We start from the raw sequence: 24064 nt of genomic DNA, 5'->3' as shown, positions 1-24064 counted from the left end.
TACCCCACCTTCGCCCACCGGGCCGAGACGGCCGGTGACACCGACGCCGCCCGCATGTTGTCCGGCACCGCCACGGACGAGGGAGAGCACGCCCGCGCCTTCGAACAGGCTCGGGACCGCCTCGACCAGGACACCGCCGCCTCGTCCTCCTGAGCCGGGGTCAGAGGGCGTAGACCCCGGATGAGAGGGAGAAGTACGCCTCTTCCTCTTGGGCGAAATGCAAGGTCAGTACGGCATGGAGGCCGTAGAGGCACGCCTTGAGATCGTCGAGCTGGTCGGGCCGGAGACCGTCGTGTGCGGCGAGGCCGAGGTGATGGCCCAGACGGCGTACGAGACGCTCGATCTCGGCGTGCCCGCGGCTCATCGTGGTCGTTGCCTCCGTACCGCCGAGCGCCCGCGCCACGGCGGGATACAGCCGGGTCTCCTCGGCGCGTTCGTGCGGCAGGAGGGTCTGGACGAGAAACCGGTGCACGTCGCGAAGACGTTCCAGGGCCTCGGGGGTCGCCGAGAGTGAGTCGGCGACCGCCCGGATGTTCGCCAGTGACGGCCGGAGGAAGGCGTGCTCCCGGCCGAAGCGGCGCAACAGCGCGTCCGTCGAGATGTCGAGCGGGACGCGGGTGCCCCGGCCCTCGCGCAGGGCCCGCAGGGCGTTGAGGATCACCGCGGCGTCGATGCCCTCCTGCAACAGCGCGCCGGCCGCGGGCGGGATCAGGCCGATGGCCGCCCCGGCCATCGCCGCCAGCGACAGCAGCATGCCGGCGCCCGCGCTCTGCACGGCGATCCGTCGTGCCCGGCGCGCGACGTCCATCGCGTCGGCCAGCCGGCCGAGCCGGTCGGTGGTGATGACGATGTCCGCGGCCTGCGAGGACGCGGCGGCGCCGCGGGCGCCCATGGCGACGCCGACGTCGGCGGCGGCCAGCGCCGGGCCGTCGTTGATGCCGTCCCCGACCATCGCGCTGACGTCCGGCTCGGCCCGGACCGCCCGCACCTTATCCTCCGGCGAGCACTCGGCCTGAACCTGGTCGATCCCGAGCACGGTCGCCACGCTCTCGGCGACGTCGGCACGGTCACCCGTCAGCATGACGATCCGCCGGACACCCGAGGAACGCAGCCGCCGGAGCGTGCGGGGTGCGTCGGGCCGTACGGTGTCGCGGAGCAGGACCACCCCTCGCGTCCGCCCGTCGACGGTCACCCACACGGTCATGGCGCCGTCCAGCGCCGCGCGGGCCCGTACGCCGGACATCCAGGCGGCCTCCGAGACCGCCTTGCCGACGGCGACGCATCGGCCGTCGACACGGCCCTGGGCGCCGCGACCGGCGATTTCCCGGACCTCATGCGGCCGGGGCAGGCTCAGGCCGCGTTCGTGAGCGGCCCGTACGACGGCTTCGGCGAGCGCGTGTGAGGACATCTGGTCGACGGCGGCGGCCAGCCGCAGCAGCTCGGCCGGGTCCGCCTCCGCGTCGGTGGCCACGTCGGTGACCTCGGGCCGGCCGGTGGTCAGCGTGCCGGTCTTGTCGAGGATGAGGGTCCGGGCGTGCCCCAGGGTCTCCAGGGCCGCGCCGCCCTTGACGACGACACCGTGACGGGCCGTACGCGAGATGCCGGCGACGATGGCGGCCGGCGCGGCCAGCAGCAGCGGGCAGGGCGTCGCGACGACGAGTACGGCGACCGCGCGGACGAGCTGCCCGGACGCCAGCCATGCCCCGCCCGCCACGGCCAGGCTCAACGGGAGGAAGAGCACGGCGAAGCGATCAGCGAGACGGACGACCGGTGCGCTTTCGGCCTGTGCCTCTCGCGCCAGGCGCACGACGCCGGCGTAGGTGCTCTCCTCGGCCGTCGCGGTGGCGCGCAGGTCGAACGGATCGCCCGCGTTGAGCGTCCCGCTGCGCACCGCCGCGCCCACGTCGTGTTCCACCGGCAGCGCCTCGCCGGTGAGCGCGGACTCGTCCAGGACCGCGGCGTCGCGCTCCACCACGCCGTCCACCGGCACGACCGAACCCGCGGGCACGAGCAGGCGGTCCCCGCGTACGACGTCCTCCACCGGAACGTCCCGTACGGCACCGTCCTCATAGCGCCGCGCCTCTCGCGGAGTGCGTTCCAGCAGGGCCCGCAGATCCCGTCGTGCCCGGCGGCTCGCGTAGTCCTCCAGCGACCGCCCCGTCGCCAGCATGACCGCGATCAGCGCGCCGGCGAGATACTCCCGGACGAGCAGGGAGCCCACGAGCGCGAGCACCGCGATCAGGTCCACGCCGAGTCGCCGCTGCCGGAGGGCGGCCAGAACCCACCACACCGCCGGGACCAGCGCGAAGAGCGTCGCCGCGGCCCACAGAACGTTCGCCGGTCCGGTGAGCCCGAGGACACGGCAGAGCCCGCCGGCCGCCAGCGGTCCGGCGGTGCCGGTCATCAGGGCAACGCGACGTGCGCCGGATGGGGTCATCCTCGTTCGTCCTCAAGCCGGAGCGACCCTCCTGCCGCCGGATCGGTGGCGGGTCCGTCTGCCGTCCTATGCGTCTCCCCAACCTCGCCGACCGCCGGAGTCGCAGCCAGGGGCTTCGGTCCTGGCGCCGCCGCCCGAAGGGCCCAGGCCGGTGCATCCGGTCATACGGCCGAAGCGAGCGCCGGAACGTGCTTCGGCATGCCAGGGGTCCACCGGACGCCGGTCCGACGGTCGACGACGAGTGCGTCATAGGCGGTCCGCTCGGCGAGTGCGCTGAGCCAGTCGAACGCCTGCGCGCCGAGCGCCATCGCCGCGGTCGCGTACCCGTCGGCCCAGGTCAGGCTGGGTCCGATGACGGTTACCTGACTCAGGTACGAGGCCGGTCGGCCGGCCTTCGGATCCCAGATGTGCGCGCCGCGCTCGGTGGTGCCCGAGGTCGCGACGGCGCCGTCGCGTAGCTCGGCGACGGCGAGAAGGCGGCCCGGCCGGTGCGGGTCGGTGATGCCCACCCGCCACGGCCGGTCGCCGCAGTCGCCACGGACCCGGACGTCGCCGCCCGCCCCGAGGGAGTGTCGCGTCACGCCGTGTGCGGTGAGTGTCGCGCCGGCCTGCTCGGCGGCCCAGCCCTTGACCGCGCCGCATGGGTCGAAGGCCGGCGGATCGCCGACCGCCCAGGCGTCGAACGCGCCTCCGGTCTGGGCCTTCAAGGCCGAGCAGATGTCGAGGACCTCACGAATCCACGCGGCGTCCGGGTGCTCGGCAAGATCAGCCAGGGGCAGCCGGCCGTCCCTGATCCGGCTGATGGGGCTGGCCGCTTTGAAGGGCGAGAAGACATCGTCAGCATGGCGCAGGCACGTGAACGCCGCCTGGGTGGCCGCCGAGAACATCTCAGGATCGGTGTCCGCGGGGGCGGCGATGGACATGACGGTACCCATGCTGGTGGCGGTCGCGGTGCGCCGGCCGGTCATATACCGGCCTTGTCCAGCGCGGACTGCAAGGACGTGGCGTAACCCCTCGACGTGTAGGTCGCCCCGGACACGACGTCGATGTCCGCGCCGTGTGCGGAGAGCGCCTCGGACCGCAGGACCGGAAGCGAGGACGCGTCGATCTGCGCGCTGCGGCCACCGACGTCTGTGTGCCGCAGCACCTTGACGTTCGTGAGCTTGCCGGCCGTGATGACGGCTGCCACCTGCATCGTCCCGTACGGGGTGTCGATCGGGTCTCCGGCGAAGACGCCGCTCCGGCCGGCGGGGCGCTTCATGGACCTCGTACGGGAAGGGGACGCGGTGCCGTGTGGGCTGCGCGTCCCGGCCGTCGCTCCGGAAAGCGCGGACCTCGGCGGGCCGGCCGAGTGTGACTTGAAGGACAGCAGCAGTACCAGGCCGATGGCAGTGGACACCAACGACATGACGACCTTGATCATGCGGACATCTCCCTCTCATTCCACGGAGCTCTACAGGTCGAAGGCTTCGACATGGATACGGCTCCTGGGCACACCCGCCTTCCTCAGGTGTCCGGTGGCTCCCTTCACCAGGCCTGGAGGCCCGCACAGGTAGACGTCGCGCTGGGCCACGTCGGGTACGAGTCTGAGGAGCGCCGACGCGTCGAGCGGATCTCGGCTCTTCCTCACGTGCCCGCCGACGATCGGATGGAGACCGAAGCCCCGATGGCGGGCGATGTCCACCAGTTCCCGCCAGAAGACCAGGTCCTCATTGCGCGACGCCCGGTACAGCAGGATCACGTCCGAGCCTGATCCGGGGAGGGTCTCGTACAGCGCGCGGATCGGCGTGATCCCCACACCGCCCGCGATCAGCAGGCTCCGTGGCCGCCCGCCGCGGCGGGCCCTGCCGCGGCCCGCGGTGAACGCCCCGTACGGTCCCTCGAACCAGACCCGGGTGCCGGGACGCACCTGGCGAAGCCGCCCGCTGCCGTCGCCGAGATCTTTCACGGTGATGCGGATCGTCCGGTCGGTGGGTGGTGCCGACAGGGAGTACGGGTGCGACTCCCACCAGAGCCCGCGGTCGAGGAACCGCCAACGCAGGAACTGCCCGGCCTCGGCCTTCAAACGGTTCAGGTTCCGACCGGTCATGTAGACGGACACGACGCCGGGCCCTTCGGTCACGACCTCCGCGACGCGCAGCGAGTGCCCGACCGACCGCCACACCGGCACGAGCAGCCGGAACACCACCAGCGTGGCGAACACACCGATGTGAACGGCGGACCACAGCACCCGGTTGCGCAGCGACCCGGAGAAGTCGGCGCCGTTGGCGAATTCGTGCGCGAATGCCAGAGCCATCGCCAGATAGACGTACAGGTGGGTGAGATGCCAGCTTCCGTAGGCGAGCCTGGGCCGTACGGCACGCGCCGACACCACCCCGACCATGACCAGCAGACCCAGCGCGGCGGTGGACATCAGCACGTCGGGATACGACACCTCGACGGTGACGGTCTCGGCGACCGGACCGGTGCCGTCCTGCAGGCCATAGCCGACGACGAGAAGAATCGCATGGGCGACCAGCAGGATCACCGTGTACTCGCCGAGCGCCCGGTGGTAGCGCGCGATCACGTCGGAGCCCACCCGGTTGTCCAGCCAGGGCATCCGCGACATCAGCGTCACCAGGACCAGCAGCAGGTAGGCGCCGAGCATCCCGGAGACGCGTCCCGCCGCGACCAGGTGGTCGCCGATGCCGCGCAGTGAACCCGCCGGCGTGTCCTGCCACCAGACCCCGAACACCGGAACCGCCCCGGCGATCATCACGGTGACGAGCACCCGCTCCCACAGGCGTCCGGGTCCGGGGAGCATTCCGCCGCCGGGCACCGCTCGTACGGGGCTCGCAGGGCGCCTCATGGCATTCGTCGTGGGCATCGGCGTACCGGTCAGTGATGCGGTCCGGAAACCTGGCCCGACGTGGTGGCGACGCCGTGCCACGCGGCCCGCGCGCCGCTGTCGCCGATCCGTGCGACCTGAACGCCGCTGGCGACCGCGCCGACCACGGCGACGACCGCCGCTCCACCGGCGACGTACCGGGTCCAGCCCACTCCTCGTGTGGCGCCCAGCCGGCGTGCCGCGACCAGCACGGCCAGTGCCAGCCAGAGCAGACCCATGAAGGGCAGCAGACCATCGGCCATCGAGGTGTGCCGCTCCACGAAGGCCGAGGGGTGAACGTGGCGCTCCAGCTGTTCGCCGGTGTGCGTGGCGAGCGGGACCGAGATCAGCGCGAGCGTCGCGAGGAGCAGCGCCGCGGGCGCGTAGCGGTCGCGAGCCGCCGGCCACACCGCGACGACCAGTGCCGACAGGGCGGCGAGCGGTACGAGGACGACGACCGCGTGCACGACCAGGGGGTGTGCGGGCAGCCCGAAGACGGTGGAGAACATCGGTGTCCTTCTCGACGGGAGCGGGGCCCTCCACCCTTCCCGGGGACCTGCCAGGACCGGGTTAGGGAAATGTTCGGAACTCGTTCAGATCCCCGGAATGCTCATACGGTGAGACGGTGACCAGCGCTTCGGCACGTGTACTGATCGTGGAGGATGATTCCGGCATCGCCGATTCACTCGTCCGCGGGCTGACACGTGCGGGTTACGCCGCCCGGACCGTGTCCACCGCCGAGGATGCTCGGGCGGCCGATACCTACGACGTCGTCCTGCTCGACCTGGGTCTGCCCGACGGCGATGGGGTCGAGTTGTGCACCGAGCTGCGTTCCCGGTCGGACGCGGCGATCCTGGTGATCACCGCGCGTGGAGAAGAGCCCGATCGCGTCGCGGCGCTGGACGCGGGAGCCGACGACTACATCGTCAAGCCGTTCGGATTCGCCGAGTTGACCGCCCGGATCCGTGCCGTACTGCGCCGCAGTCGCATCACCGGCCCCGACGCGCTCACCCACGGCCGATTGAGGATCGACACGCGTACCCGCCAGGTGCACTGCGGCGATCAGGAGATCGCCCTCACACCGACCGAGTTCGACATCCTCGAGTGTCTCGCCACGGATCCAGGCCGGGTGGTGGCGCGGCAGGAGATCATCGAGCGGGTGTGGAACACCCAGTGGTACGGGCCGACCCGCGTGCTCGACGTGCACATCGCGGCACTGCGCCGAAAGCTCGGTGATCCATCGGCGATCCTGACCGTCTACGCTCGTGGCTTCCGGCTCGGGGACCCACGGTGACCAGCCGGATCCTCGCCGCTCTGCTGGCGCTCACCGGCGGCCTCGTGCTCGGCGGGCTCCTCCCGCTGGGCTTCGCGATGGAGAACCAGCACGAACGCGACTACCGCACCGGCACCCTCACCATCGCCCACACGCTCGCGGCGGCCTCTGAAGAACGACTCGCCGACCATGAGAAGTCCGCCGCCCTGCCGCGGACACTGGGCGCACTGCGCGCCGAGAACGACGGCGGCGCGGGCATGGCCGTCACCGTGGTCGACGACGACGGACACACCGTGATCGGTGCCGACACCGGCCTGTACACCCCGGCACGGGCGACACCCGCACTGGCCGGCCGGACTCGCCTCACCCGGGACGGTGACCGGCTCATCGCCGCCGTACCGGTGAGCGGACACGCCGAAGCCGTGGCGGGCGCGGTCCTGCTGTCCCGGCCGCTCGGCCCGCTGAACGACCGCGTCATGCGCTTGTGGGGCCGCCTCGCGACGGTCGCGGTCGTCGCGGTGGCCGGGGCCGTCGTACTCGCCGTGTCACTCGCCCGCTGGGTCGGCCGTCCCCTGCGTGCTCTCGAAACGGCCGCGGAGTCGCTCGGCACGGGCGACCTGACCGCGCGCGCCGCCCCGCCCCGCCGGCCCGTCGAGGTCCGGCGGCTCGCCGAACGCTTCAACGTCATGGCCACCCGTCTGGAAGGCCTCGTCCACGACCACCGGACCATGATCGCCGATGTCTCTCACCAGCTCCGTACGCCGCTGGCCGCGCTTCGGCTGCGCATGGAACTCCTCGCCACCGAGACCGGCGACGGCGCGGAGTTCGACGGCGCGCTCGACGAACTGGCCCGCCTCTCGCGGATGGTCGACGGGCTGCTCGCCGTCGCACGGGCCGAGAACGTCACCGCGACGCCGGAACACGTCGCCGTATCGCGCATGCTGGACGAACGGGTCGAGGCATGGCGCCCCGTCGCCGCGGAGCGCGGCGTGCGTCTGTCCGCCGAGACGAACCGTCCGGTCGCCGCCCAGGCCGTACCCGCTCATCTCGAGCAGGTGATCGACAACCTCATCGACAACGCTCTGACCGCCACTCCGCCAGAGGGACACGTACGCCTCGGAGCGCGTCGCTCCGGCCGCCGGACCTGCGTCACCGTCATCGACGACGGCCCCGGGATGAGCGCGGAGGCCATGGCAGTGGCGTTCCGCCGATTCCGCACCGACAGCCCGGCGGGCACCGGCCTCGGCCTGGCGATCGCCCACCGCCTCATCACCGCCGACGGCGGAACCATAGAACTGTCCGAGACACCCGGCGGTGGCCTCACCGCCACCATCGACCTCCCGGCAGGAAGCCGATAGGAGGTACGGGCCCAGGCCCGGCACCACGAGGTCGAGAGCGAAACGGGAACCAGGCCACCCTGTCCGTCGGTGTCGGGGCCGCTCAGCCGGCCTCCGTGCCGGGCGGTACGACCGCCACGGGGCAGCGGGCGTGGTGGAGCAGGCCGTGGCTGACCGAGCCGAGCCGCAGGCCGCTGTGCCCGCGTGCCGTGACGACGACGAGGTCCGCGTTGGCCGAGGCCGTCACGAGCGCCTTGACGGGATGCTCACGGGGAGAGTCCTCCGTCACCGCGATCCCCGGATACCGTTCGCGCCACGGTGCCACGATCCGATGTGCCTCCCGGTGGGCGGCCTCGGCCAGCTCTCCGACGTCCAGGACCGCGTACCGTCCCTCCGGCGGGCACCAGGCATAGACCACGCGCACCAGCGCCTCGCGTACGGCCGCCGCGTCGAACGCGTACCGTAGCGCGGCGGCTGAGTGCCGCGACAGGTCGATGCCGACGACGATCTCCCGTTGCTCGGGGCGGTCGCCGTCGCGTACCACCACGACCGGGACGCTCGCGTAGCCCGCCGTGCGCAGGCTCACCGAGCCGAGCAGCAGGCTCGCGAAGCCGCCGCGGCCCCGGTGCCCGACGACGACCTCGTAGGCCTCCTCGGCCTGCCCGCGCAGCGCCACGGACGCCGGCTCGGCGAGGAGGGCCGTCGTCACCGGCGGTCGGGGCTCCCGCCCGCGTACGTCCCCGACGGCCTGTTCGAGGATCGCTCCGCCGACCTGTTGAAGTATCTCCGTCGTCATGGCGACCGGGTAGAAGGGCGCCTCCGCCCACGGATCCAACGCGTGCACGATCCGCAGCGGGCGGCCTCGCCGTACGGCCTCCTCGGCCGCCCACCGCAGCGCGACGCGCGACGGCTCCGACCCATCGACACCGACGATCACCGGCGACAGTTCCTCGGCCACCAAATCCTCCAGGGAGCGGCTCACGGCAGAGCCGGCACACCCTGAAGGCGTCCCACCCACGCCTTCATGTAACTCCCCGGCTTCGGACATCGTTGTCCAAGCGCCACCCGGAAACGACGCGTCAGGAGTGCCGCTGCGCCCCGTACGTCACAGGCGGCCGATGAGCGGAAGGTCAGGCGTGTCCACCTATGTCATACCTGTCGGTTCTCGTGAGACGGTATCGATGGTGCCGGCGGACGACACGGCCGAGAACGACAGGCGAGAACGACAGGCGAGAACGACAGAGAGGAACGACGGCGTGCCTGGTCTGGACGAGAAGCTGCACGACATCTACGACGAGGTGCTACGACGCAATCCCGGCGAGACCGAGTTCCACCAGGCGGCGCACGAGGTTCTGACCAGCCTCGGTCCGGTGGTCGCCAAGCATCCCGCGTACGCCGACGCGGCCGTGATCAGCCGTCTGTGCGAGCCCGAACGCCAGATCATCTTCCGGGTCCCCTGGGTCGACGACGCCGGCACCGTGCGGATCAACCGGGGCTTCCGGGTGGAGTTCAACTCCGCGCTCGGCCCGTACAAGGGTGGCCTGCGCTTCCACCCCAGCGTCTACCTGGGCATCATCAAGTTCCTCGGCTTCGAGCAGATCTTCAAGAACGCCCTCACGGGCATGCCGATCGGCGGCGGCAAGGGAGGCTCGGACTTCGACCCCAAGGGCCACTCCGACGGTGAGATCATGCGGTTCTGCCAGGCCTTCATGACCGAGCTCTACCGGCACATCGGCGAGTACACCGACGTGCCCGCGGGTGACATCGGGGTCGGCGGCCGCGAGATCGGGTACCTGTTCGGCCAGTACAAGCGGATCACCAACCGCTACGAGTCCGGCGTCCTGACCGGCAAGGGCCTGACCTGGGGCGGTTCGCAGGTACGCACCGAGGCCACGGGCTATGGCACCGTCTTCTTCGTCGATGAGATCCTCAAGACCCGCCGCGGCTCCTTCGACGGCAAGAAGGTCGTGGTGTCGGGTTCGGGCAACGTCGCCATCTACGCGATCGAAAAGGTCCAGCAGCTCGGTGGCACCGTGATCGCCTGCTCCGATTCCGGCGGCTACGTCGTCGACGAGAAGGGCATCGACGTCGAGCTGCTCAAGGACCTCAAGGAGGTCCGCCGCGCCCGTATCTCCGCGTACGCCGATGCCAGGAGCGACGTGGCCCGGTACGTCGAAGGCGGCTCGGTGTGGGAGGTGCCCTGCGACATCGCCCTGCCCTGCGCCACCCAGAACGAGCTCAACGGCGCGGACGCCGCGACACTGATCCGGAACGGATGCACGATCGTCGCGGAGGGCGCGAACATGCCCTGCACCCCCGAGGCCGTCCAGCTCATGGCCGAATCCGGTGTGGTCTTCGCGCCGGGCAAGGCCGCCAACGCCGGGGGCGTGGCGACCAGCGCACTGGAGATGCAGCAGAACGCCTCCCGGGACTCCTGGAGCTTCGACCACACCGAGGAACGCCTCGCCGACATCATGCGCGGCATCCACGACCGCTGCCTGGAGACGGCCGATGAGTACGGCAGCCCCGGCGATTACGTCGCCGGAGCCAACATCGCCGGCTTCACGCAGGTCGCCGACGCCATGCTCGCCCTCGGCATCATCTGAACGAAACCCGGCACCGAGCGGTCGGTCATCCGGTCCGTCTGCTCGGCTCGAGGAACCGCTGGACGCCCGACCTTCGGATCGCGACACTTGCTCCACTACCGGGCGAAAACCAGCGTGTACGAGGGAACGGGTGTTACCGGAGCAGCAGCAGAAGCGAGCGCGGCCGGCCGGCTGGCAGGCCGGCCGCGGTGACCGGCTGACCTTCGTGGCCCGCTCGTGAGGAGAAGCACCATGGTCAGGGAGAACGCCGCGAGGCTCGCTGTGCTCATCGACGCGGACAACACGCGGCCCGGCGTCACCGACGGGCTGTTGGCCGAGGTCGCCAAGTACGGAACCGCGCACGTCAAGCGGGCCTACGGCGACTGGACGGGGACGAGCCTGCGGGGCTGGAAGGACCAGCTGCTGGCCCAGTCGATCCAGCCGATCCAGCAGTTCGCCTACACGACCGGCAAGAACGCGACGGACGCGGCCATGGTGATCGATGCCATGGACCTGCTGTACACCGGGCGCTTCGACGGCTTCTGCATCGTCTCCAGCGACAGCGACTTCACCCGTCTCTCCTCGCGGATCCGCGAGTCGGGTCTCACGGTTTACGGCTTCGGCGAACGCAAGACCCCCAAGCCGTTCGTCTCGGCATGTGACAAGTTCGTCTACATCGAGAACCTGCCCTACTCCCGCAACATCGCCTCACCCGCCCACGCGCTGCCCGAGCCCACCGCGGCGTCACTGGCGGTGTCTCTCGAGGCGGACACCGAACTGCTGGGCCAGCTCGTCAACGCGGTCGACGCGGCATCCGACGAGGACGGCTGGGCGAATCTCGCCAACGTCGGCTACATCGTCACCAAGCAGCGCCCGGACTTCGACTCCCGCAACTACGGCTACCCCAAGCTCAGCGAACTCATGGCCGCGATCGGGCAGTTCGCCCTGGACCGCCGTAGCCCGGGCGACGGCAAACCGGCGGTCGTCTACGCCCGCAACAAGCGCGAACAGCCCTGAGCCACCACCGCCTACGACCCGGCTCTCGCGACCGCGGTCCTTGATTCCCAGGCCGGTACGGGTCTCGGCCGGCGATATTCGCACCGGTTCCGGCGCATCCGGCTCTATGATCTTCGTCGCCGTCGGGGGGCGGGAACGATTGACGGGAATCTCAGTGACGCCACCTCCGGACGAGCAGCGGATCGCGTATCGAAGCCACGCCGTTTGGTTCTGGCCGGTGTTCTGGCCGGTCGCCATCGCGCTCAGGTGGTTTCTCGGCTGGGACGCCGGCGGGCCGATGGTCCTGTGGATCCCCGGCATCGCGCTCCTGGAGGTGAACGCCGTCCTGACCGCCCTGCGCGCCAGGCGCGGCCTGACCCTCACCGCGTACGGGATCACCTGGCACAAGTACGAGATGCGCCTTACGTGGTCCAACGTGACGGCGGTGGAGCAGAGCGGCAGCCGAGGCGCGACGCGGCTGGTCGTACGCGTGGGCGAATCCGGCCAGGCACTGGAGGACGTGCCGGTCCCGGCCCGCCTGGAGGTCCGCGCGAAGCTGTGGCGGTTCGGCGCCCCGATCGCGTTGCGCGCCGGACGCCTCGCACGCCCTGCGGCGGAGGTCATCGAGAGCGCCGACCGGCTGCGGCGGGAGTACCAGCCGGCCGCGGGACTCAAGGGGTTCATGACCCGTGACACCCCACCCGCGGCGGAGCGGGCCCGGCGGTCCGCTCGCTGGTGGATCAGGCTGGCGAGCACCGGCCTCGGGCTGGTGCTGTTCGGAACCGTCATCGTCAACATCGCGCCGTCGAGCCCGGACTCGGAGATCGCCTTCGCGTTCAAGCGGACCAGCGGCCCGGGCTACATCGACCAGATCCTCCAGATGACCAACTACGGGTTCACCGCCACGGCGCCGACCCTGGAATTCGTCCCGCTCGACCGGGCGGGCCACGCGCTCCGCGGCGTCACGGTGCGGACCGCGTACGGGAGCGACCGCGGGCTGGTCGTCCTCCCGCCCCGCTCGCCCGGTATCGACGTGCTCGCCTTCGACGGGCCCGGCTTCCGGGACGTCGCCGACGTCGAGGTGACCGTACGGCACAAGGAGCGGGTGAAACGACCGGTGAGCGCCGCCGACGAACTGCACGCGCGCCGCTTGCTGGGCACCCGGTTCACCGAGCCCTCCCAGGACTTCGACACGCTGCTCGTGCACAACACCAACGGCGTGGCGGTCGCGGTACGGGTGGTGTGCATCCTCTGGGAGGACCCGCCTCCGGGAGCCGCCCAGCAGATGGTGCGCAGCCTGCCCATCGGCGGGCTGATCTCGATCGCCGCGTTCGACGAGGCCCGGGTGCCGGTGACCGGGACGGTACGGAAACTCGCGAGATTCTGCGGGAGCGTCAAGGTCTACTACTCCAGGCCGGCGCCCCCGGTCAGCGCGTAGGCCGCGCGCTCACGCCGTCCTTTTCTTCTCCGCGACCGTTTCGTCGCCGACCGGGCCGGGTCGTTCCTCGCGAAAGTCGATCTCTCGGTGGGTTCCGTCGCACAGCGGCTTGCCGGCCGAGTGCCCGCAGCGGCACAACGTCATCCTGTTGCGGGTCTCCAGCGGCTGCCCGTCCGCGCGTTGGACGGGCACGCCGCCGGTGACCCACAGCGAGCTGGCCAGGCCGTTCTCCTCCTCGAGGACCGAGACGGCCTTCGGGAGGTCGGGCTCGATGGACTCGCCTCCGCCTCGCAGGGCGTAGCTGTACGACCCGGAGGGGCAGTGCTCGATCCGTCCCATGACGTCGGAGCGCACGTCGCTGTCGTCGGTGTCGGCGAGCATCGCGGCGATCGGTCTGGTGCGCCCGATGCAGAACGCGGCGTGGACGCAGAGTTCGCCGACGCGCTGAGCCGAGATGCCCACGCCGTCGTGCACGTGCTGCCGTTCCTCGTACGGCCGTACGTCGGCGGACTCGGTGCCGTCGAACCCGACCCGGGCGTGGGTCCCGTCGCAGAACGGCTTCGCGCCCGACCGGCCGCAGCGGCACAGGGCGTAAGTGGGCTCGGTGGCCAACGTCTCGCCGGTCTGCCAGGTCAGCGCGGCGTTGTTCTCGGCCGCGACGATCTTGCGTTTACGCTTCAGCGGAACTCCGCCGTACACGAGGTACGGGCCGTCGGGGAGCACGGCGATCCGCTGCGGGTCGTCGGCGCTCCACGGACGCTGCTCGGGCGGGACGTACTCGAAGGTGGGGCCGGCCGTCGTGCCTTCGCCGTCGGGCATCCGCATCAGGGCCTGGGCCTGTGTCCTCAGCTTGTACATGGTGGCGGTGGCGACCGCGAGCAGCCGCGGGCTGCCGTTGAACGCCTCTTCCAGCAGATGCAGAAGGGTGCAGTAGGTCCGGTCGAACTCCTCCTGGGCCGTACGGATCGCGCTGCCCGGAGCGTGGTCGGCGAGTCGCGGGTTGGGCCTCATCGGGAGGACGCCGAGCGGGTCCACGCTGATCGTCTCGCCGGTGGGGCCGGACCGCGGAGTGTCGCCGCGCCGGTAGCGCCGGCCGGCCCTGAGCTCCTGGAAGCGGTAGTAGTGGGCGACCTCGTCCCGGTCGGGATGGTGGACGTCCGGGTCGCCATCCCAGACCGCGCCGCGCGACGTGCCCTCGCCCTCTTCGACGATCTCCTCCAGCGCGGCCAGCGCCGAGGTCAGGTCGGTGACGGCGATCATCCGTCCGGCGGTGTGCCGGAAGTGTCCGGCGTGCACCTGGCGAGCCGGATCGCCGCGGAAGACCTCCCGCTCGCCGAGCCGGTCGCACAGGTGGCGCAGCCCGTCCTCGATCGCCGCGTAGAACTGCCCGATCGTCTCGTAGCGGTCGCCCTCCGCCGGGGCGCCGGGCGGCGCCGGCCGTTCGAGCCGGAGGAACATGTCGAGTGCCTCGTCGCCGAACGGGAGCAGCGACAGCTCCAGGGAGGCGTCACCGTGCGGCAGCCGCCGGGGGTGAGGCGGCAGCATCCGCGGCGAGTCCAGCCGCGGGTGCCCGCCGACGGCGTTGAGCAGGTTCGCGGCCAAGGTCAGGTGAAGCATCTCTTCGATGAAGACTCCGGCCACCACATCGACGGCTTCGGAGTTGCGTTCCGGGTCGAGCGAGTAGAGCGCGCACAGGTACGGCGGCAGGGTCGCGTGTTCGAGTTCGACCGCCCACTGCAGGTGCTCGCGGAGATCGTCCATCGTGGCGATCCGCGCGGGGGCGGCGGGGTGCCGCCGCGGTGTCGGGTGATTCATCGTGTCTCGCTTCTGCCGTCTTCCCGGGCATCGGTTGCCGCCCGGCCGTCAGTTAAGACCGGGAACCTCGCGGGGCTGTGACAGCCGCCGGCGGGAGATCGTGTGTCACAGATGTGACCACTGCCTGGTCTCTTTCAGCAGGACGGACGTCGGGAGTGACGGGAGCGAGACCGTGCCGCCAGCGCAGATCAGGTACCGGATCCGGGTCCGGATGGCCGCGCGTGCGATCGACGAGCCGCACCGTGTCTCCAGCCAGCTGGAGCTGTTGTTCGATCTGACCTTCGTGGTGGCGGTCGCGGCCGTCACCGCGCAGTTCGCGCACCACATCGCCGACGGCCACGCCCTGGCCGGGCTCGTTCCCTTCCTGCAGGTCTTCTTCGCGGTGTGGTGGGCGTGGATGAACTTCACCTGGTTCGCGTCGTCGTACGACACCGACGACGTCCCGTACCGGCTGCTGACCATGGTGCAGATGGCCGGCGTGCTCGTCCTCGCCGCGGGTGTGCCCGCCGCGGCCGACCGTTCCGACTACCGCGCGGTCGCGATCGGCTACCTCGTCATGCGGGCCGCGCTCGTCGCGCAGTGGCTGCGGGCCGGCGCCGAGGACCCGGCCGGCCGTCGTACGGCGCTGCGGTACGCCCTGGGCATCGCCGTCGCGCAGGCGGGCTGGATCGCCTGGCTCGTTCTGGCGGGAACCGGCACCCTGCCGTCGTCGGCCCAGGTGCCGTGCTTCGTCGGCCTGGCCGCCCTGGAACTCGCGGTGCCACGGTGGGCGGAACGGCCCGGCCCCACCAACTGGCACCCGCACCACATCGCCGAGCGCTACGGCCTGTTCACGATCATCCTTTTCGGCGAGAGCGTCCTCGCAGCGTCGAACGGCGTCGGGGCGGCGCTCGACGGGGGTGAGATCAACCGGCCGCTCATCATCATCGCCGGCTCCGGGCTCGTGCTGCTGTTCGCCCTCTGGTGGCTCTACTTCCTCGCCCCGGCCGGCGAAGGGCTCAACGACCGCCGCCACCTCTCGTACCGGTGGGGGTACGGCCATTACGGCATCTTCGTCAGCCTCGCGGCGCTCGGTGCCGGGCTCGAGGTGGCGGTCGGGCAGACCGGACACGACCTCCGCGCGTCACCCCTGGCGATCTGCTACGCCGTGGCGATCCCGACCGCGCTGTTCGTGACGTTGCTCTGGATGGTCCACACGCCCCTCCTGGCCGAGCCCGTCCTTCGCCCCACCGTCGTGGTGTGCGGCGTCACCGCCGTCCTGCTCCTGCCGCTGGTGGCCTCACGGATCGGAGTGGTCACGGTCGTCGCGGCGATCGCCGCCGTCTGCGTCCTGATGACCATGGTCACCATCGGCGCGCGTCACAGCCCGGCCGTCCCGGAACCGGGCGCTCCCCTCCCATCAACGCAAGGAATGACCAACGATGACCTCTCACGGTGACCTTCCCACGCCCGAGCACGGCCTCCTCCTCTCGTACTTCCTGACCGTGCGCGACGTCGCGGTCTCGAGGCGCTTCTACGCCGACGTCTTCGGCGGCGAGGTCGTGATGGAGGAGAACCCGGCGATCGTGAAGGTCGCCAACAGCTGGATCATCATGAACCCCGGCGGCGGGCCCACCCCCGACAAGCCCGACGTCACCTTGGACGTGCCCCGGAGCGGCGAGCGGGTGTCCAGCTTCCTGAACGTGCGCGTGGCCGACATCGACGCCTTCTACCGGCATGCCGTCGCGAAGGGCGCCCGCTTCCTCACCGAGCCCCTCGACCGCAAGTCGGAACTGCGCTGCTACCTACGCGACCCCGACGGCTACCTCATCGAGGTGGGCCAGTCGACCGGCCTCCTCAAGGGAGTCCTGGCCGATCCCCCCGCGGACTCCGCACCGCCTCCCGGGGCGGCTCGGGAGGCGTCCCCCCGAAAGATGTAGCGCTGACCATCGTCGGGTCCCCGCCCTCCTGCCTGACCTGCTGGTTGGGCCCCTGAGCGGCGGGAAGTCTCTGATCTGGGTTCACCCACTCATCCGGATCGGGGGACAGGGACCGTTGATGGCTGATGACATGACCGGCGCGGAGTCCGGCGGCGCGTCGGAACGGGAGTCCGGGGGCGGGGCACCGGTGCCGGAAGCTCTGGACGAGGCCGAGTGCCTGCGGTTGATCTCGCCGGGCGGCATCGGGCGGCTGGCCTACCTCGGCCGGTACGGTCCCACGATCCTGCCGGTCAACTACCGGCTGTACGAGGGCACCATCGTCTTTCGAACCGCCCACGACAGCCCGACGGATGAGGACCTTCGCACCGGGATCGCGGATGCCGACTACAAGGTCGCGTTCGAGATCGACGAGCTTCGCCCCGAGACGCGGGAGGCCTGGAGCGTTCTCATCCAGGGATCGGTGCGTCATGTGGAGTCCGAGAACGAACGCGCGTCGGTGCGGGAATCGGGCGTCGAACCCTGGGCGGGCGGCGCCAGGGAGCTCTACCTGCGCATCCAGCCCACACGCATCACTGGCCGGCGCATCGGCGGCAAGCCGCCGGCCGCCGCGGACCGATAGGGCACCGCTCACTCGGAGGCAGGGCGGACGGCCAGCCGGCCGCCGCGCTCGGTGACCTCCGTGCCGAACCTCGCGCAGGCGGACCTGAGCCGGTCGACGATCCACGTACGGTCCTCGTCGCGGGCGAGTTCGGTCCGCGCGTAGTCCAGCGTCAGCGGCAACGCGGTCACTCTCACCTCGCCGAGGTCACTGATCTCGACTCGCCACGCCAGACCCAGATCGTTGCGCAGGTACTCGTCCGTGGCGTAGTCGTCGATGAGGTCGCCCAGGTCGTAGAGGACGTTGCCTCTTACTCCGTGGAAGACGTGGGCGGAGTGGCCGGCCACCAGCGTGGCTCCCGCGTTCACGAAGCCCTCCGCAGCCCGGCGGACGTACGGCAGGGGCTCGGTGGTCATGTTGGGCCCCCAGTGCGGCGTCACCAGGACGACGTCGTACTCGGCCGCCGCGTCCTCGATCCCGCGGGACAACCACGACGGCACACCCTCGCTCAGCGGGGCGTACGCGACTCCGGGCGCGGTCTCCGACGCGGCGAAGTCGCTCGGGTGGTCGGTCACGCCGATCACGGCCACGCGCGTACCGGCTCTCTCCAGTACGGCCGGCTCCCGTGCCTCCTCGCGGTCAGGGCCCGCGCCCACTGCCGCGATGCCGGCCCCGGCCAGATGCCGCAGCGTGTCCTCCAGCGCCTCGTGACCGTAGTCCAGCGCATGGTTGTTCGCCAGGGTCACGCAGTCGACGCCCAGCCCGGTCAGCACGCCCACGGCCTGCGGCGGGGCGCGGAAGTGGAACGGCTTACCCGGCGCGTCCCACCGCCGGCCCCGGTCCGAGACGCAGCACTCGAGGTTCAGCACGGCGAGATCGGCCTCGGCGAACGCCGCGCGTACCTCCGGGGCGAACAGGCCCTCCGGCCCGGCGTCCGCGATCACCTCGCCGACGCCACGGCCCAGCATCGTGTCGCCGCCCAGGGCGATCGTCACGGCCATGTGCGTTCCCCCTTCCCAGCATCGCGCGGCCGTACGTCCGAGGGCGCCCGACATTCGGCGGGGCTCGGTGGACCTTCGGCCCTATCCCGGCCGGGTCCCGCCGAGCGACGGTGACCACATAGCCGGAGATGGGAGGGGCCAATGCGAGCGCACACGGGCGATGCGTTGCTGGTCCGGGGTCACCACGTCGGGGACCACGATCGTCAGGCCGTGATCATCGAAGTGCACGGGACGGACGGGGCACCGCCGTACCTGGTCCGCTGGGAGGACGGGCACGAGAGCGTGTTCTTCCCCTCCTCGGACGCGTTCGTCGAACGGATGCCGCACCGCGAGAAGGCCGACTGAGGCGTGCTCCACCCGTAGCGGCCCGGCCGAGGGATTCGCCTGGGAGCAGGCCGGCTGAGGGGTGCTCCAGCGGGGAACGGGATCGGCTGAGGGGTGCTCCAGCGGGGAACGGGGTCGGTTGAGGGGCGCCTTGTCGTGTGAGACTGCCGGACATGAGTCTGGCTAGGGAACTCGAAACGATCGGCCGACCACTCGTCGAGGAGCAGCTCCGCCACCCGACGGTGGCCGGGATCGCGCGCGGCGACCTCGACCTCGCCGTCTTCCGCGGGTGGCTGGAGCAGGATTACCTCTTCCTCCACGACTACGTACGGGTGTTCGCGCGGCTGGCGTGGCAGGCGCCCGACGGGCATCTCGGCGACCTGGTGGAGCTGGCGCACTCGACCTTCTTCGACGAGCTGTCGCTGCACCGGACCCTCGCCGCGGAGTTCGGCGCGGATCTCGAGGGTGCCGTCAAGGGGCCCGCCTGCGCGGCGTACACCGCGTTCCTCCTGGACTCCGCCGCCTCGTACGGCGAAGGGCTCGCGGCTCTCTATCCCTGCATGTGGGGGTACTCCACGCTCGGCCGGATCCTGGCGGAGGACCCACCGGCCGATCCTCGCTACCGCCGCTGGGTGGACGCGTACGCGGACCCGGGCTTCGCGATGCTCGCCGGGCGGGTCGCGGTCATGATCGACGAAGCCGCGCCGGACCCCGAACGGGCCCGTACGGCGTTCCTCGAGGGCATGCGCCACGAGCTGGCGTTCTGGGACGTGCCGTCCTAAGTTCTGGTCAGCCGACGCCGACCTTGTCCACAGGGCTGTGGACAAAGGTTAGCCTTGGGGCATGCCGGAGCTGCCGGAAGTCGAGTCCCTCGCCGCGTTCCTGCGCGAGAACGCCGTCGGCCGGGCGATCGCCCGTGTCGACGTCGTCGCGATCTCGTGCCTGAAGACCTACGACCCGCCGATCACCGCGCTGAGCGGACTGTCGATCACCGATGTCACCCGGTACGGCAAGTTCCTCGATCTGGACGTGGACGGCCTGCACCTGATCGTCCACCTGTCGCGGGCGGGCTGGCTGCGCTGGAAGGACAAGCTGCCGGCCGCGCCGCCGAAGCCCGGCAAGGGCCCGCTCGCCATGCGCGTCCACCTCGACGACGAGTCCGGGTTCGACCTGACCGAGGCCGGCACGCAGAAGCGGCTCGCGGTCTATGTCGTCCGCGACCCGCAGGAGGTGCCCGGCATCAGGACGCTCGGCCCGGACCCACTGCGCGAGGAGTTCGGCGCCGAGACGCTGGCGAAGATCCTCGACGGCCGCCGTACGCAGATCAAGGGCGTGCTCCGCGATCAAAGCGTGATCGCCGGCATCGGCAACGCCTACTCCGACGAGGTACTCCACGCCGCCAAGATGTCGCCGTACAAGCTCGCCGCGAGCCTCACCGAGGAGGAGGTCGCGACACTTTACGAGGCGATCGTCACGACGCTCGGCGATGCCGTTGAGCGTTCGAAGGGCCTCGCGGCCAAGGACCTCAAGGGCGAGAAGAAGTCGGGCCTGCGGGTACACGGCCGCGCCGGCGAGAAGTGCCCGGTCTGCGGCGACACGATCCGGGAGGTCTCGTTCGCCGACCGGGCACTGCAGTACTGCCCAACATGCCAGACCGGCGGCAAACCACTCGCCGACCGCCGAATGTCACGCCTGCTCAAGTAGATCGGCCGTAGTTATCCACAGGCTGTGGAAGCCCCTTGCCCCCACCGCCCAGCACACGAAACGATGAAATTGGGATGGCTCCCCCTGGGCGGGCGGGCTTCGCGAGGGCAGGCTTCGCGAAGGCAGGTCCCGCCAAGGGGCTCGGGTCGGCTCGGCTCGGGGGCGGTCAGTGTGTTGGGGTGTGTGCCAGGGGTCCGAAGAGGGCGGCGAGGTCGTTCCAGCGCTTGATCTCGCAGCCGTTCTTGCGTCCGAACGTCGTGTCGACCTTCTTGCCCTTCCAGGTGCCCTTGACCGTGGCGGTCTGCGGGCCGCCGTAGATCTGGGTGCACATCTGGCCCTTCGGCGTCGGGGCGAACGGGTCGCCGCCCTTGGCCGCGGACACCTTTTCCAGGCTCGCGCACGCCTGGGCCGCGTTCGGGGTGTTGCCGCCCGTCGGGTCGCAGGTGAGTGTGCGTGTGATCGGGTGGGAGTTCGGTGACATGCGTACCGTGATGGTGAGTTTGGTCCCGTCCGTGCCGATTTTGCCACCGGGGGGCGGGGTGGGGGTCTGCGAGACGGGCGCCGGTGCCTGTGAACCGGGCGTCGTGCTCTGTGCGGGCGGTGAGGCCTGGTTGCTCGGCTGGCTCGTCGCGGTTCCGTTGTCCTTGCAGCCGGTCAGCGTCAGTGCCGTGACCACGCCCGGCACGACGATGGCCGTCCTTCCCAGTCTCGATAGAGATTGCCTCATGACGATTCGACTCCGGCCGCTCGCACATGGTTCCGTGGACATGTGAAATTCTTCAACGATCCGCTACCCAGCGTGGCGGTCGCCGAGGTTCCCGGTGACGGCTACCTGCTCGACGTGCGGGAGAACGACGAGTGGCAGGCCGGGCACGCGCCCGACGCCGTCCACATTCCGCTCAGCGAGCTGAACGCCCGAGCCCGTGAGGTCCCGGAAGACCGCGATATCTACGTTATCTGCAGGTCAGGGGCGCGATCCGCGCAGGCCGTGGCAGCGTTCAACAACGCCGGATGGAAGGCCGCGAACGTCGACGGCGGCATGCACGCCTGGGAGGCGGCGGGGCTCCCGATGGTGAGCGAGTCCGGCGGCGAACCGTACGTCGCCTGAACGCCATAGGTCACCGAAACCCGTACGCGTCCAACCCCGTAGGTCGTCTGGTGCTCGCCCGAGCCCCCGACCGGTGTGTGACGGTGCGGTGAACACGTACGCCAGCAGCGGCACCTCCTTCCACACCGTCACCAGGGCGGCGGCCACGGGGCGGGCCTCGTCATCCGCGACGAAGGACGCCGTCGGAAGAAAAGGTCCATGGGTCCCGGTCAAGGCCAGCCGGATCTCCCCCGTCGCCGAGGCGACACTGCCCCCGGTGTCCTCCTCATCGGGTGTGCCCCGGTACGCGTCCCACATCAGCCGCCCGAGAGCGGGTATGTCGGCCTCGGCCGGGTGCCGGAAGTCGTGAGCCGGCACCTCCCGCGGCAGTCGAACGTCGAGACGGAACCGCTTCGTAGCCGCAGCGGGGCGATCGGTCATACCCAGACTCCTCGCGTCCGAGCCGGCGACGTACGCGGCCTGTGTGGCATCGGTCTCCTGCCGGTGGAAAATCCGCTGAACCGGTATACATTGTCACCGGCCAACTTGATAACGCGGGAGCTCGGGCGTCGACCGGGCTGAGAGGGCGGCTTCGCAGGTGCCGCCGACCGCTCGAACCTGACCGGGTAATGCCGGCGTAGGGAGTGTGCTCTGTGAGCACTGCCGTCGACCAACCACGCAACGAGGCTCCGTACACGCTCGACCAGCCCGCGCCCAAGGTCCTCAGCTTCTGGGACCAGAGCGCGTTCTGGGCCAACCTGGGCGTCAGCCTGCTCGCCTTCTCCGGCGCGGTCACCGTGCTGGCGCCGGACGCGCAGGGCACGCCGCAGCTGCCGATCATGGCCGGCATCGTCGCGATGATCGTCGGTACCGCGATCGGCGGGATCATGCTCGGCCTGGCCGCGGTGCCGGGTACGCGGGCCGGCGTACCGGCCATGATGCTGCTGCGGGGCCTGTTCGGCACCCGGCTGTCGTACGTGCCGACGGTGTTCAACATCCTGCAGATGATCGGCTGGGGCACCTTCGAGCTGATCGTGATCGCGGACGCCGCCGAGCAGATCTTCGGCGGTGGCCCCCACTGGCTGTACGTCGTCGTGGCCGGGGTGATCACCACGGTGCTGACCATCTGGCCGCTCGGCTCGGTACGGGTGCTGCGCCGCTACGTGACCACCGCGGTCGTGATCGCCCTGATCTACTTCTACATCCAGCTCACGCGCCAGCCGCTGCCGAACCTGACGCACGGCTCTTGGAGCCACTTCTGGATCGGCGCGGACGCGGCGCTGGCCGTCTCGATCTCCTGGGTGCCGATGGCCGCCGACTACACGCGGCACTCCAGGTCCGAGCGTGCGGCCTTCGGCGCGGCCAGTGTGGCGTACGGGGTGACGCAGATCGTCGCGTACGTGCTCGGCCTGCTCGCCCTGGCGCTGGTCGCGGAGGACTCCACCAAGGTGTTCGGGCCGTTCCAGCACGTGGCGCTCGGCACGCTGTTCTTCGCGGTGTTCGTCCTGCGCGAGGCCGACCAGTCGTTCGCGAACGTCTACTCGACCGCCATGTCGATCCAGAACCTCGCCCCGCGACTGGACCGGCGCCTGCTGACGGTCGTGCTGGGAGCGCTGATCACGGTGTTCGCGCTCGCGCTGAACATGAACGACTACGCCGGCTTCCTCACGCTGATCGGCTCGGTTTTCGTGCCGATGCTGGGTGTGCTGGCGGTCGACTTCTTCTGCTTCGGCGGCCGTCGCGGCTGGGATGTGTCGGACGGGGCCCCGGCCCGCTGGTCGATGATCGTCGCCTGGGCGGCGGGCATCGCCACGTACCAGCTGATCAACCCGGGCACCGTCGGCTGGTGGTCCCGCATGTGGACGAACGCCCAGAGCGCGCTGCACTTCACCCCGTCGAGCTGGATGAGCGCCTCCCTGCTGTCGTTCGCCGTCGCCGGCCTGGTCACGGCGGCCATCGGCGCTCTGCGCCGTACGGAACGTCCCGCCACCGAAGACGTCTGACCATGGGCTTCGTCCGGCCCGACGACCCCGCGGTCGCCGATCTCGTCCGCCGCTACGTGGTGTGGTCGTCCGCCCCGGATCAACGGCGCTACCTTCGGCTTTTCCACGGCGGCGCGCTGGGGGAGGATCGCGCGTTCCTGCGCGCGCTGGCCGAGGACGCACGGCGGATCACCGATGAGGAGCTCGGCCGGCTGCTGACCGTGGAGTGGCGCTCTCGCCTCACCGCCGCCTGGCTGATCGGCTTGGACCGCCGCACCGTGTTCCGTCGTCTTCTCGGCGAGCTCCTCCTGGAGAGCGAGCTGATGTACTCGGGTCAGGCCTACTGCTTCGCCCTGGCGCGCTTCGGCGGGCACGAGGACGCGGACCTGCTCGCCGCGTATCTGGATCGTTATCTGCCGCGGCGTGACTGCTACTACGACCAGCACTGGGCGATCGGCGCGCTGCTGTACCTCGACGACCGTCTGGGCGGCCACCGCGCCGCCCGCTTCCTGGGTGCGGACGGCCTCTGGGCGCGCTCGGCAACGCGCGACCTGGACCCCGCCGAGTACCGGCGTGTCACCGGCCGGCTGTGTGCGCTGGCGGACGACATTCACGGCGCCGGCGGTGACTCATCCACAAATGCGAAGTCTTCTTGACCTTCGTTTAAGAGCGGTTTCGCAACCGTTCGACCCGTCGGCGGTG

General features: G+C 70.6%; 23 protein-coding genes and 1 riboswitch. Of the genes, 14 read left to right on the top strand and 9 right to left on the bottom strand.

What is annotated here, in order from left to right:
* Positions 1-160 precede the first annotated feature (160 nt).
* The 5 genes from ABEA10_RS27355 to ABEA10_RS27335 form a co-directional block, all read right to left on the bottom strand.
* Positions 161-2404, bottom strand: coding sequence for a heavy metal translocating P-type ATPase (locus ABEA10_RS27355; RefSeq protein WP_345468818.1), 2244 nt, complete (start codon positions 2402-2404; stop codon positions 161-163).
* Between the two features lie 194 nt (positions 2405-2598).
* Complete coding sequence (locus ABEA10_RS27350; protein ID WP_345468817.1) at positions 2599-3405, bottom strand: FAD:protein FMN transferase; 807 nt, start codon at positions 3403-3405, stop codon at positions 2599-2601.
* Complete coding sequence (locus tag ABEA10_RS27345; RefSeq protein WP_345468816.1) at positions 3402-3860, bottom strand: FMN-binding protein; 459 nt, start codon at positions 3858-3860, stop codon at positions 3402-3404. Before ABEA10_RS27345 ends, ABEA10_RS27350 begins: the two co-directional genes overlap by 4 nt.
* A gap of 30 nt (positions 3861-3890) precedes the next feature.
* On the bottom strand, positions 3891-5285 hold the full coding sequence (locus tag ABEA10_RS27340) for a ferredoxin reductase family protein (RefSeq protein WP_345468815.1): 1395 nt from the start codon (positions 5283-5285) through the stop codon (positions 3891-3893).
* A 29-nt stretch (positions 5286-5314) separates the two neighbouring features.
* Positions 5315-5812, bottom strand: a complete 498-nt coding sequence (locus tag ABEA10_RS27335) for a DUF2231 domain-containing protein (RefSeq protein WP_345468814.1) — start codon at positions 5810-5812, stop codon at positions 5315-5317.
* Between the two features lie 116 nt (positions 5813-5928).
* Between ABEA10_RS27335 and ABEA10_RS27330 the strand changes: the two genes are divergently transcribed.
* Positions 5929-6597 (top strand): response regulator transcription factor, encoded by a 669-nt coding sequence (locus ABEA10_RS27330; RefSeq protein ID WP_345468812.1) that lies wholly within the window; start codon positions 5929-5931, stop codon positions 6595-6597.
* Positions 6594-7934, top strand: a complete 1341-nt coding sequence (locus tag ABEA10_RS27325) for a sensor histidine kinase (RefSeq protein ID WP_345468810.1) — start codon at positions 6594-6596, stop codon at positions 7932-7934. Before ABEA10_RS27330 ends, ABEA10_RS27325 begins: the two co-directional genes overlap by 4 nt.
* A gap of 82 nt (positions 7935-8016) precedes the next feature.
* Here ABEA10_RS27325 and ABEA10_RS27320 read toward each other — a convergent pair whose 3' ends face one another.
* A complete protein-coding gene (locus tag ABEA10_RS27320) occupies positions 8017-8871 on the bottom strand; it encodes a universal stress protein (RefSeq protein ID WP_345468809.1) in 855 nt (284 codons plus the stop codon).
* A 298-nt stretch (positions 8872-9169) separates the two neighbouring features.
* On the opposite strand from ABEA10_RS27320, the gene gdhA reads away from it, so the two are divergent.
* From gdhA to ABEA10_RS27305, 3 genes are all read left to right on the top strand, one after another.
* Positions 9170-10519: an NADP-specific glutamate dehydrogenase gene (gene gdhA / locus ABEA10_RS27315; RefSeq protein WP_345468807.1), complete on the top strand. Its 1350-nt coding sequence runs from the start codon at positions 9170-9172 to the stop codon at positions 10517-10519.
* Between the two features lie 231 nt (positions 10520-10750).
* Entirely contained in the window at positions 10751-11515 is a 765-nt protein-coding gene (locus tag ABEA10_RS27310) for an NYN domain-containing protein (RefSeq protein WP_329249086.1), read from the top strand.
* 154 nt (positions 11516-11669) lie between these two features.
* Positions 11670-12932 carry a hypothetical protein gene (locus ABEA10_RS27305; protein ID WP_345468804.1) on the top strand — a complete coding sequence of 421 codons (1263 nt, stop codon included), beginning with the start codon at positions 11670-11672 and terminating at the stop codon, positions 12930-12932.
* Positions 12933-12941: 9 nt separating this feature from the next.
* On the opposite strand, the gene ABEA10_RS27300 is transcribed toward ABEA10_RS27305, so the two are convergent.
* Positions 12942-14747, bottom strand: a complete 1806-nt coding sequence (locus ABEA10_RS27300; RefSeq protein ID WP_345468802.1) for a ferritin-like domain-containing protein — start codon at positions 14745-14747, stop codon at positions 12942-12944.
* 172 nt (positions 14748-14919) lie between these two features.
* Between ABEA10_RS27300 and ABEA10_RS27295 the strand changes: the two genes are divergently transcribed.
* From ABEA10_RS27295 to ABEA10_RS27285, 3 genes are all read left to right on the top strand, one after another.
* Entirely contained in the window at positions 14920-16185 is a 1266-nt protein-coding gene (locus ABEA10_RS27295; RefSeq protein WP_345468801.1) for a low temperature requirement protein A, read from the top strand.
* Positions 16169-16666 carry a VOC family protein gene (locus ABEA10_RS27290; RefSeq protein ID WP_345468799.1) on the top strand — a complete coding sequence of 166 codons (498 nt, stop codon included), beginning with the start codon at positions 16169-16171 and terminating at the stop codon, positions 16664-16666. Before ABEA10_RS27295 ends, ABEA10_RS27290 begins: the two co-directional genes overlap by 17 nt.
* 118 nt (positions 16667-16784) lie before the next feature.
* A complete protein-coding gene (locus ABEA10_RS27285; RefSeq protein WP_345468797.1) occupies positions 16785-17285 on the top strand; it encodes a pyridoxamine 5'-phosphate oxidase family protein in 501 nt (166 codons plus the stop codon).
* A gap of 8 nt (positions 17286-17293) precedes the next feature.
* Here ABEA10_RS27285 and ABEA10_RS27280 read toward each other — a convergent pair whose 3' ends face one another.
* The gene (locus tag ABEA10_RS27280) at positions 17294-18265 is read right to left on the bottom strand and encodes a CapA family protein (protein ID WP_345468795.1); all 972 of its coding nucleotides are present in this window, start codon (positions 18263-18265) and stop codon (positions 17294-17296) included.
* 141 nt (positions 18266-18406) lie between these two features.
* Here ABEA10_RS27280 and ABEA10_RS27275 point away from each other — a divergent pair, with 141 nt between their 5' ends.
* The 3 genes from ABEA10_RS27275 to ABEA10_RS27265 all read left to right on the top strand — a co-directional run bounded on the left by ABEA10_RS27275 (position 18407) and on the right by ABEA10_RS27265 (position 20293).
* Positions 18407-18610 (top strand): DUF1918 domain-containing protein, encoded by a 204-nt coding sequence (locus tag ABEA10_RS27275; protein WP_345468793.1) that lies wholly within the window; start codon positions 18407-18409, stop codon positions 18608-18610.
* A 152-nt stretch (positions 18611-18762) separates the two neighbouring features.
* Positions 18763-19371: a TenA family protein gene (locus ABEA10_RS27270; protein WP_329249111.1), complete on the top strand. Its 609-nt coding sequence runs from the start codon at positions 18763-18765 to the stop codon at positions 19369-19371.
* 61 nt (positions 19372-19432) lie between these two features.
* Complete coding sequence (locus ABEA10_RS27265) at positions 19433-20293, top strand: Fpg/Nei family DNA glycosylase (RefSeq protein ID WP_345468789.1); 861 nt, start codon at positions 19433-19435, stop codon at positions 20291-20293.
* Positions 20294-20459: 166 nt separating this feature from the next.
* Here ABEA10_RS27265 and ABEA10_RS27260 read toward each other — a convergent pair whose 3' ends face one another.
* The gene (locus tag ABEA10_RS27260) at positions 20460-20978 is read right to left on the bottom strand and encodes an SSI family serine proteinase inhibitor (protein ID WP_345468788.1); all 519 of its coding nucleotides are present in this window, start codon (positions 20976-20978) and stop codon (positions 20460-20462) included.
* An 84-nt stretch (positions 20979-21062) separates the two neighbouring features.
* Between ABEA10_RS27260 and ABEA10_RS27255 the strand changes: the two genes are divergently transcribed.
* The 3 genes from ABEA10_RS27255 (at position 21063) to ABEA10_RS27245 (ending at position 24018) form a co-directional block, all read left to right on the top strand.
* A complete protein-coding gene (locus ABEA10_RS27255; RefSeq protein ID WP_345468787.1) occupies positions 21063-21401 on the top strand; it encodes a rhodanese-like domain-containing protein in 339 nt (112 codons plus the stop codon).
* A gap of 523 nt (positions 21402-21924) precedes the next feature.
* Positions 21925-22041, top strand: a riboswitch (TPP riboswitch).
* Positions 22034-23383 (top strand): purine-cytosine permease family protein, encoded by a 1350-nt coding sequence (locus ABEA10_RS27250; RefSeq protein WP_345468786.1) that lies wholly within the window; start codon positions 22034-22036, stop codon positions 23381-23383. (Overlaps the previous riboswitch by 8 nt.)
* Positions 23384-23385: 2 nt before the next feature.
* Positions 23386-24018 carry a DUF6000 family protein gene (locus ABEA10_RS27245; RefSeq protein ID WP_345468785.1) on the top strand — a complete coding sequence of 211 codons (633 nt, stop codon included), beginning with the start codon at positions 23386-23388 and terminating at the stop codon, positions 24016-24018.
* The last annotated feature ends 46 nt before the right edge of the window (positions 24019-24064 follow it).

Origin of the sequence: Actinoallomurus oryzae (assembly GCF_039541955.1) — a bacterium.
Lineage (GTDB): Bacteria > Actinomycetota > Actinomycetes > Streptosporangiales > Streptosporangiaceae > Actinoallomurus > Actinoallomurus oryzae.
The sequence above is the reverse complement of the archived record's forward strand: the minus strand, read 5'-3'. Positions and strand labels throughout refer to the sequence as shown.

What these genes read in the sequence shown, in the direction of transcription:
- ABEA10_RS27275 (WP_345468793.1), top strand. Translation starts at nt 18,407, where the DNA reads ATGCGAGCGCACACGGGCGATGCGTTGCTGGTCCGGGGTCACCACGTC.
- ABEA10_RS27335 (WP_345468814.1), bottom strand. Translation starts at nt 5,812, where the DNA reads ATGTTCTCCACCGTCTTCGGGCTGCCCGCACACCCCCTGGTCGTGCAC.
- ABEA10_RS27290 (WP_345468799.1), top strand. Translation starts at nt 16,169, where the DNA reads ATGACCTCTCACGGTGACCTTCCCACGCCCGAGCACGGCCTCCTCCTC.
- ABEA10_RS27285 (WP_345468797.1), top strand. Translation starts at nt 16,785, where the DNA reads ATGGCTGATGACATGACCGGCGCGGAGTCCGGCGGCGCGTCGGAACGG.
- ABEA10_RS27350 (WP_345468817.1), bottom strand. Translation starts at nt 3,405, where the DNA reads ATGACCGGCCGGCGCACCGCGACCGCCACCAGCATGGGTACCGTCATG.
- ABEA10_RS27340 (WP_345468815.1), bottom strand. Translation starts at nt 5,285, where the DNA reads ATGAGGCGCCCTGCGAGCCCCGTACGAGCGGTGCCCGGCGGCGGAATG.
- ABEA10_RS27280 (WP_345468795.1), bottom strand. Translation starts at nt 18,265, where the DNA reads ATGGCCGTGACGATCGCCCTGGGCGGCGACACGATGCTGGGCCGTGGC.
- ABEA10_RS27300 (WP_345468802.1), bottom strand. Translation starts at nt 14,747, where the DNA reads ATGAATCACCCGACACCGCGGCGGCACCCCGCCGCCCCCGCGCGGATC.
- ABEA10_RS27310 (WP_329249086.1), top strand. Translation starts at nt 10,751, where the DNA reads ATGGTCAGGGAGAACGCCGCGAGGCTCGCTGTGCTCATCGACGCGGAC.
- ABEA10_RS27355 (WP_345468818.1), bottom strand. Translation starts at nt 2,404, where the DNA reads ATGACCGGCACCGCCGGACCGCTGGCGGCCGGCGGGCTCTGCCGTGTC.
- ABEA10_RS27345 (WP_345468816.1), bottom strand. Translation starts at nt 3,860, where the DNA reads ATGATCAAGGTCGTCATGTCGTTGGTGTCCACTGCCATCGGCCTGGTA.
- ABEA10_RS27270 (WP_329249111.1), top strand. Translation starts at nt 18,763, where the DNA reads ATGAGTCTGGCTAGGGAACTCGAAACGATCGGCCGACCACTCGTCGAG.
- ABEA10_RS27265 (WP_345468789.1), top strand. Translation starts at nt 19,433, where the DNA reads ATGCCGGAGCTGCCGGAAGTCGAGTCCCTCGCCGCGTTCCTGCGCGAG.
- ABEA10_RS27245 (WP_345468785.1), top strand. Translation starts at nt 23,386, where the DNA reads ATGGGCTTCGTCCGGCCCGACGACCCCGCGGTCGCCGATCTCGTCCGC.